Annotated in this window: 7 protein-coding genes; 6 read left to right on the forward strand and 1 reads right to left on the reverse strand. The window is 68.7% G+C overall.

Annotated elements, in window-relative coordinates; translation table 11 throughout:
* A partial coding sequence (locus H0U68_RS13910) for an isoaspartyl peptidase/L-asparaginase (RefSeq protein ID WP_296356556.1) occupies positions 1–292 on the reverse strand: 292 nt, incomplete at its 3' end.
* A 94-nt stretch (positions 293–386) separates the two neighbouring features.
* On the opposite strand from H0U68_RS13910, the gene H0U68_RS13915 reads away from it, so the two are divergent.
* From H0U68_RS13915 to H0U68_RS13940, 6 genes are all read left to right on the forward strand, one after another.
* On the forward strand, positions 387–1298 hold the full coding sequence (locus tag H0U68_RS13915) for a MurR/RpiR family transcriptional regulator (RefSeq protein WP_296356557.1): 912 nt from the start codon (positions 387–389) through the stop codon (positions 1296–1298).
* 14 nt (positions 1299–1312) lie between these two features.
* Positions 1313–3154: a dipeptide ABC transporter ATP-binding protein gene (locus tag H0U68_RS13920; protein WP_296356566.1), complete on the forward strand. Its 1842-nt coding sequence runs from the start codon at positions 1313–1315 to the stop codon at positions 3152–3154.
* A 34-nt stretch (positions 3155–3188) separates the two neighbouring features.
* Positions 3189–4727: a glutathione ABC transporter substrate-binding protein GsiB gene (gsiB, locus tag H0U68_RS13925; RefSeq protein WP_296356559.1), complete on the forward strand. Its 1539-nt coding sequence runs from the start codon at positions 3189–3191 to the stop codon at positions 4725–4727.
* Positions 4728–4761: 34 nt separating this feature from the next.
* On the forward strand, positions 4762–5682 hold the full coding sequence (gsiC, locus tag H0U68_RS13930) for a glutathione ABC transporter permease GsiC (RefSeq protein ID WP_296356561.1): 921 nt from the start codon (positions 4762–4764) through the stop codon (positions 5680–5682).
* The gene (gene gsiD / locus H0U68_RS13935) at positions 5679–6545 is read left to right on the forward strand and encodes a glutathione ABC transporter permease GsiD (RefSeq protein ID WP_296356562.1); all 867 of its coding nucleotides are present in this window, start codon (positions 5679–5681) and stop codon (positions 6543–6545) included. Before gsiC ends, gsiD begins: the two co-directional genes overlap by 4 nt.
* Positions 6546–6549: 4 nt before the next feature.
* Positions 6550–7306 (forward strand): P1 family peptidase (locus tag H0U68_RS13940; protein ID WP_296356564.1); only part of this gene is annotated, 757 nt, incomplete at its 3' end.

Consider the following 7306-nt stretch of genomic DNA (forward strand, 5'->3'; position numbering starts at 1 on the left):
CCACCGCGCCCGCCGCCAGCGTGTGCCCGTCCATGATGGCGGCGTCGAGCTCGTGCGTGGCCGCGCTGGTGTAGACGGCGCCGTGGCCGGCGTTGAACAGCGGGCAGTCCTCCAGCAGCACGACCACCTGCGTCACCACCTCCAGCGCCGGCGCGCCCTCGGCCAGCAGCGCCTGGCCGCGCGCCAGGATGCCGGTGATGGCGTCGACGAAGGCGCGCTCCTTGTCGGAGGTCATGCGCTGGCGCGCGATCGTGCCGGCGCCGCCGTGCAAGGCGAGAATGGCTTGGGTCATGTCGGTCCTCGCGGTGGCGATGAGAATTTATTTCGTTATGATGCGCCGAATTGTAAATTAACGATCATCCGCGCGAACCCGGCACTCTCTTCCAATGGCGGCCCTCCCCGACGACTCGACCATGGCACAGCGCATCGCGCGGATGCTGCCGTCGCTGACGCGCTCGCACCGGCGCATGGCCGACTACGTGCTGGCGCACCCGCTGCAGGCGGCCACCATGCCCATCGACGAGCTGGCCGCAACCGTCGAGGTCTCCGTGGCCACGGCCAACCGCTTTGCCCGCGCGCTGGAATTCGAAGGCTATCCGCAATTCCGCGCGGCACTGGTGCTGGGCTTCGAAAGCACCCTGGCGCCGGTGGAGAAGCTGCGCACCAAGCTGGCCCGCAACGCCAGCGTGGCCGAGGTGCTGGGCGGCGTGCTGGGCGACATCCAGCGCAATCTGGAGGCCACGCGCCAGGCGCTGGACGAGGCCAGCGCCCGCAAGGCGGTGCAGGCCATCCTGGCGGCCGAGCGCATCTACATCATCGGCTATGGCGCCAGCAGCTGGCTGGGCGGGCTGATGCAGCGCAACCTGGACCCGTACTGCGACAACGTCCAGCTGCTGGCCAACATCGAAAGCCCGTCGTACGCCGCGCGCGTGCTGGCGCGGGCGCGGCCGGCCGACCTGGTGGTCGCCATTTCGTTTCCGCGCTACTTCAGCGACACCATCCTGCTGGCGCGCCGCGCGCGCGAGGCGCGCATTCCGGTGCTGGCGCTGACCGACCGCGTCACCTCGCCGCTGGCACCCCTGGCCAGCATCGCGCTGTACGCGCAGGCCGACTGCCAGTACTTCGCCAACTCCGAAGCCACCGTGGCCGCACTGATCGAGGCGCTGTGCAGCGCGGTGGCGCACAGCACCAAGGGCACGGTGAAGGCCGCGACGCAGCTCACCGAATCCGTGCTGCCGTGGCTGGAGACAGGGCACGACACGCGCCCGGCGCGCAAGCGCGGCAAGGCGGCGGCGTGAGCGGCAACGGCAACATGCCCCTGGCCATGCCCGAGGCGCGCGTGCTGCAGGTCGACGACCTCGCCGTGCGCTTCACCACGGCCGAACGCACGGTGGACGCGGTGTGCGGCCTGTCGTTCCACGTGGACCGCGGCGAGACGCTGGCCATCGTCGGCGAATCGGGTTCGGGCAAGTCGGTCACCTCGCTGGCGCTGATGCGCCTGGTGGAGCACGGCGGCGGGCACATCGTGTCGGGCAGCATGGCGTTCCGCCGCCGCGGCGGCGAGGTGGTGGACCTGGCGCAAGCGCGCGAGGGCACGATGCGCGGCATCCGCGGCGCCGACATCGCGATGATCTTCCAGGAGCCGATGACCTCGCTCAACCCGGTGTTCACCGCCGGCGACCAGGTGGCCGAATCGATCCGCGTGCACCAGGGCAAGAACGCTTCGCAAGCGCGCGCCGAGGCGCTGCGCATGCTGGAGCTGGTGCGCATTCCCGAGGCGCGCCAGGTGCTGGGCCGCTACCCGCACCAGCTGTCGGGCGGCATGCGCCAGCGCGTGATGATCGCCATGGCGCTGTCGTGCCGGCCGTCGCTGCTGATCGCCGACGAGCCCACCACCGCGCTGGACGTGACCATCCAGGCGCAGATCCTGCAGTTGATCCGCGTGCTGCAGGAAGAGATGGGCATGGGCGTGGTGTTCATCACGCACGACATGGGCGTGGTGGCCGAAGTGGCCGACCGCGTGCTGGTGATGCACGGCGGCCTGAAGATGGAAGAAGACACGGTCGATGCCATCTTCGCGCGGCCGCGGCATGCCTACACGCAGGCGCTGCTGGCGGCGGTGCCCAGGCTTGGCTCCATGCAGGGCAGCGAACTGCCGATGAAGTTCCAGCTGCCCGGCGCCGAGGCGGTGCAGCCCCAGGACACGGTGCGCGCGGACAGCGCGCCGATCCTGAACGTGCGCGACCTGGTCACGCGCTTCGACATCCCCAGCGGCCTGTTCGGCCGCGTGCAGCGCCGCGTGCACGCGGTGGAACACATCAGTTTCGGCATCCGCCCGGGCGAGACGCTGGCGCTGGTCGGCGAATCGGGCTGCGGCAAGTCCACCACCGGCCGGTCGCTCTTGCGCCTGGTGGAGAGCGAAGGCGGCGCCATCGAACTGGGCGGCCAGGACATCCGCGCCCTGCCCACCAGCCAGCTGCAGACCCTGCGCCGCAACATCCAGTTCATCTTCCAGGATCCGTTCGCTTCGCTCGATCCGCGCGTGACGGTGGGCTTCTCCATCATGGAGCCGCTGCTGGTGCACAAGGTGGCCAAGGGCGCGGAGGCCAGGGCGCGGGTGGACTGGCTGCTGCGCAAGGTCGGCCTGCCGGTGGAAGTGGCCGAGCGCTATCCGCACGAGTTCTCCGGCGGCCAGCGCCAGCGCGTCGCCATCGCGCGCGCACTGGCGCTGAACCCCAAGGTGGTGATCGCCGACGAATCCGTGTCCGCGCTGGACGTGTCGATCCAGGCGCAGATCGTCAACCTCATGCTCGACCTGCAGCGCGAGCTGGGCATCGCCTTCCTGTTCATCTCGCACGACATGGCCGTGGTCGAGCGGGTCAGCCACCGCGTCGCCGTCATGTACCTGGGCCAGATCGTGGAGATCGGTCCGCGCCGCGCGGTGTTCGAGAATCCGCAGCACGCCTACACGCGCCGCCTGATGGCGGCAGTGCCGGTGGCCGACCCCACGCGGCGCAACCGCAAGCGCGAGCTGCTGGAAGGCGAGGTGCCGAGCCCGGTGCGCGCGGTGGGCGACGCGCCCGAAGTGCGCCCGCTGGTGCAGGTGGGGCCGGACCACTACGTGGCGCGCCACCGCGTGGGCAACATGGAATGATCACCAAAAACCGTTTCAACCCAGGAGCTTCCCGATGAAATCCACTCTCGCACCCGCAGCAGCCGCCTTCGCGCTGGCGGCCGCCTTCACCGGCCCGGCCTGGGCCGCCAAGGACGTGGTCGCCGCCGTGGCGTCCACCTTCACCACCATGGACCCGTACGACGCCAACGACACCCTGTCGCAGGCGGTGGCCAAGTCGTTCTACCAGGGCCTGTACGGCTTCGACCGCGCCATGAAGATGGTGCCGGTGCTGGCCGAGGGTCACGAGGCCAGCAAGGACGGGCTGGTCTACATCGTCAAGCTCAAGCACGGCATCAAGTTCCACGACGGCACCGACTTCAACGCCGAGGCGGTGAAGGCCACCTTCGACCGCGTGACCAATCCCGAGAACAAGCTCAAGCGCTACACGCTGTACAAGAACATCGCCAAGACCGAGGTGGTGGACCCGTACACCGTGCGCTTTACCCTGGCCGAACCCTTCTCGCCCTTCATCAACTCGCTGGCGCATCCGTCGGGCGTGATCATGTCGCCCGCGGCCATGCAGAAGTTCGGCAGCAAAGGCATGGCGCAGAACCCGGTGGGCACCGGCCCGTTCAAGTTCGTCGAGTGGAAGCAGAGCGACTACCTGAAGGTGGAGAAGTTCGCCGGCTACTGGCGCAAGGGCTACCCGAAGGTGGAAACCATCACCTGGCGTCCGGTGGTCGACAACAACTCGCGCGCCGCCATGATGCAGACCGGCGAAGCGCACTTCACCTTCCCGGTGCCGTACGAGCAGGCCGAGATCCTCAAGGGCAAGTCCACGCTGGAGCTGGTTGCGGCGCCGTCCATCGTGCACCGCTACCTGTCGATGAACACGCAGCAAAAGCCCTTCGACAACCCGAAGGTGCGCCAGGCCATCAACTACGCGATCAACAAGGAAGCGCTGGCCAAGGTGGCGTTCTCCGGCTACGCGATTCCGGCCGAAGGCGTGCTGCCCAACGGCGTCGAATACGCGGCGAAGCTCGGCCCGTGGCCCTACGACCCGGCCAAGGCGCGCGCGCTGCTGAAGGAAGCGGGCTACCCGAACGGCTTCGAGTCCACCTTGTGGTCGGCCTACAACCACACCACCGGCCAGAAGGTGATCCAGTTCCTGCAGCAGCAGCTGGCCCAGGTCGGCATCAAGGTGCAGCTGCAGGCCCTGGAAGCCGGCCAGCGCGTGGAGAAGGTGGAAAGCGCGCAGGACCCGGCCACGGCGCCGGTGCGCATGTACTACGTCGGCTGGTCGTCCTCCACCGGCGAAGCCGACTGGGCGATGCGCCCGCTGCTGGCCTCCGAGTCGTTCCCGCCCAAGCTGTTCAACACGGCCTATTACAAGAACGAGGCGGTGGACGATGACATCAAGAAGGCGCTGAACACCACCAGCGGCACCGAGAAGACCAAGCTGTACACCGATGCGCAAAAGCGCATCTGGAACGACGCGCCCTGGGCCTTCCTGGTGACCGAGAAGCTGCTGTCGGCGCACGCCAAGGGCCTGAGCGGCTTCCACGTGATGCCCGACGCGTCGTTCAACTTCGACGACGTCGACCTGAAGTAAACGGGCAGGCGGACACAACAGGAACCGGCACGCGATGGCTGCTTACATCCTCAAGCGGCTGCTCGGCCTGCTGCCGACGCTGCTGATCGTCGCCGTGCTGGTGTTCCTGTTTGTGCACCTGCTGCCGGGCGACCCGGCCCGCCTGGCGGCGGGGCCGGACGCCGGGCCGCAGACCATCGAGCTGGTGCGGCGCGACCTGGGGCTGGACAAGCCCCTGCCGCAGCAGTTCCTCAATTTCTTCGGCCGGCTGCTGCAAGGCGACCTGGGCACCTCGCTGCGCACACACCGCAAGGTCAGCACCGAGATCGGCGAGCGCTTCATGCCGACCTTGTTGCTGACGCTGGCCAGCATGGCCTGGTCGGTGCTGTTCGGGATGGGCATCGGCATCGCCTCGGCGGTGTGGCGCAACAAGTGGCCGGACCGCGTCGGCATGGCGATTGCCGTGTCGGGCATCTCGTTTCCCGCCTTCGCGCTCGGCATGCTGCTGATGCAGGTTTTTTCGGTGCAGCTCGGCTGGCTGCCCACGGTGGGCGCCGACAGCTGGCGCCATTACATCCTGCCCTCGCTCACGCTGGGCGCGGCGGTGGCGGCCGTGATGGCGCGCTTCACCCGCGCTTCCTTCATCGAGGTGATCCAGGAAGACTACGTGCGCACCGCGCGGGCCAAGGGCCTGAAGGAGCGCACCGTCATCGCCAAGCACGCCTTGCGCAATGCGCTGATCCCGGTGGTGACCATGATGGGCCTGCAGTTCGGCTTTTTGCTGGGCGGCTCCATCGTGGTGGAAACGGTGTTCAACTGGCCCGGCCTGGGCCGCCTGCTGGTGGATGCGGTGGACATGCGCGACTACACCGTGATCCAGGGCCTGGTGCTGCTGTTCTCGCTGGAATTCATCCTGATCAACCTGGTCGTCGACGTGCTCTACGGCTTCATCAACCCGACCATCCGCTACCGATGACGACCCCGCAGACCGTGCGCACGCCGTGGAGCGAGTTCTGGCGCAAGTTCAAGAAGCAGCACGTCGCGCTGGCGGCGCTGGCCTTCGTGATGCTGCTGGTGGCCATCGCCATCCTGGCGCCGCTGATCGCGCCCTACGACGCCGAGAATTTCTTCGACTACGACCGCATCAACCAGGGCCCAAGCGCCACGCACTGGATGGGCGTGGACGCGCTGGGCCGCGACATCTTCAGCCGCATCCTGGGGGGAGCGCGGCTGTCGCTGGCGGCGGGCTTCCTCTCGGTCACGCTGGGCGGCATCGTCGGCACCGCGCTGGGCCTGCTGGCAGGCTACTACGGCGGCTGGTGGGACCGCATCGTGATGCGCATCTCCGACGTGCTGTTCGCCTTTCCCGGCATCCTGCTGGCGATCGGCGTGGTGGCCATCCTGGGCAGCAGCATGGTCAACGTGATCGTGGCCGTGTCGGTGTTCAGCGTGCCGGCCTTCGCGCGGCTGGTGCGCGGCAACACGCTGGTGCTGAAGAACATGACCTACGTGGAGGCGGTGCGCAGCGTCGGCGCGTCGGACTGGACCATCGTCATGCGCCACATCCTGCCGGGCAGCATCTCGGCCATCGTCGTGTACTTCACCATGCGGCTGGGCACCTCGATCATCACCGCGGCCAGCCTGTCGTTCCTGGGCATGGGCGCGCAGCCGCCCACGCCCGAATGGGGCGCCATGCTCAACGAGGCGCGCGCCGACATGGTGAACGCGCCGCACATCGCGCTGTTCCCCAGCCTGGCGATCTTCCTCACGGTGCTGGCCTTCAACATCCTGGGCGATGGCCTGCGCGACGCGCTGGACCCGCGCATCGAGCGCGGCTGACGCCATGGCCGTGACGACCGCTCCGCGCATCGGCACTCTGCCTTCAGGCCCGCGCGACGCCATCACCGACGTGCACGGCGTGGCCGTCGGCCACCACACATTGGCCGACGGTCCGGTGCAGACCGGCGTCACCGTCATCCGGCCGCACGCCGGTGACCCGTTTCGCGACCGCGTGCCGGCGGCGGCCGTGGTGCTCAACGGCTTCGGCAAGAGCATCGGCCTGGTGCAGGTGGAGGAACTCGGCGTGCTGGAAACGCCGATCGCGCTGACCAACACCTTCGCGGTGGCGGCCGTCGCGCAGGCGCAAATCCGCCAGTGCATCCGCGCCAACCCGGAGACCGGCCGCGCGCTGCCCACGGTGAACCCGCTGGTGTTCGAGTGCAACGACGGGTACCTGAACGACATCCAGCGCTTGGCGGTCGGCGAGGAACACTATCTCGCCGCCTGCGAGAGCGCGGGTGCGGAAGTCGCGCAGGGTGCGGTCGGCGCCGGGCGCGGCATGTCCAGCTTCGGCCTGAAAGGCGGCATCGGCACGGCATCGCGCCGCGTGGCCATTGCGGGCCACGGCGAAGTCACCATTGGCGTGCTGGTGCAAAGCAACTTCGGCCTGCTGCCGCAGCTGACCATCGCGGGCGACCCGGCCGGTGCGCGCATCGCGCGCAAGCTGAGCGGCCCGCAGGCGCTGGCCGAGCAAGGCTCGATCATCCTGGTGGTCGCCACCGACGCGCCGCTGGACGCACGCCAGCTGCGCCGGCTGGCGC

This window comes from Ramlibacter sp., assembly GCF_013697775.1.
Classification (GTDB): Bacteria; Pseudomonadota; Gammaproteobacteria; order Burkholderiales; family Burkholderiaceae_C; genus Ramlibacter.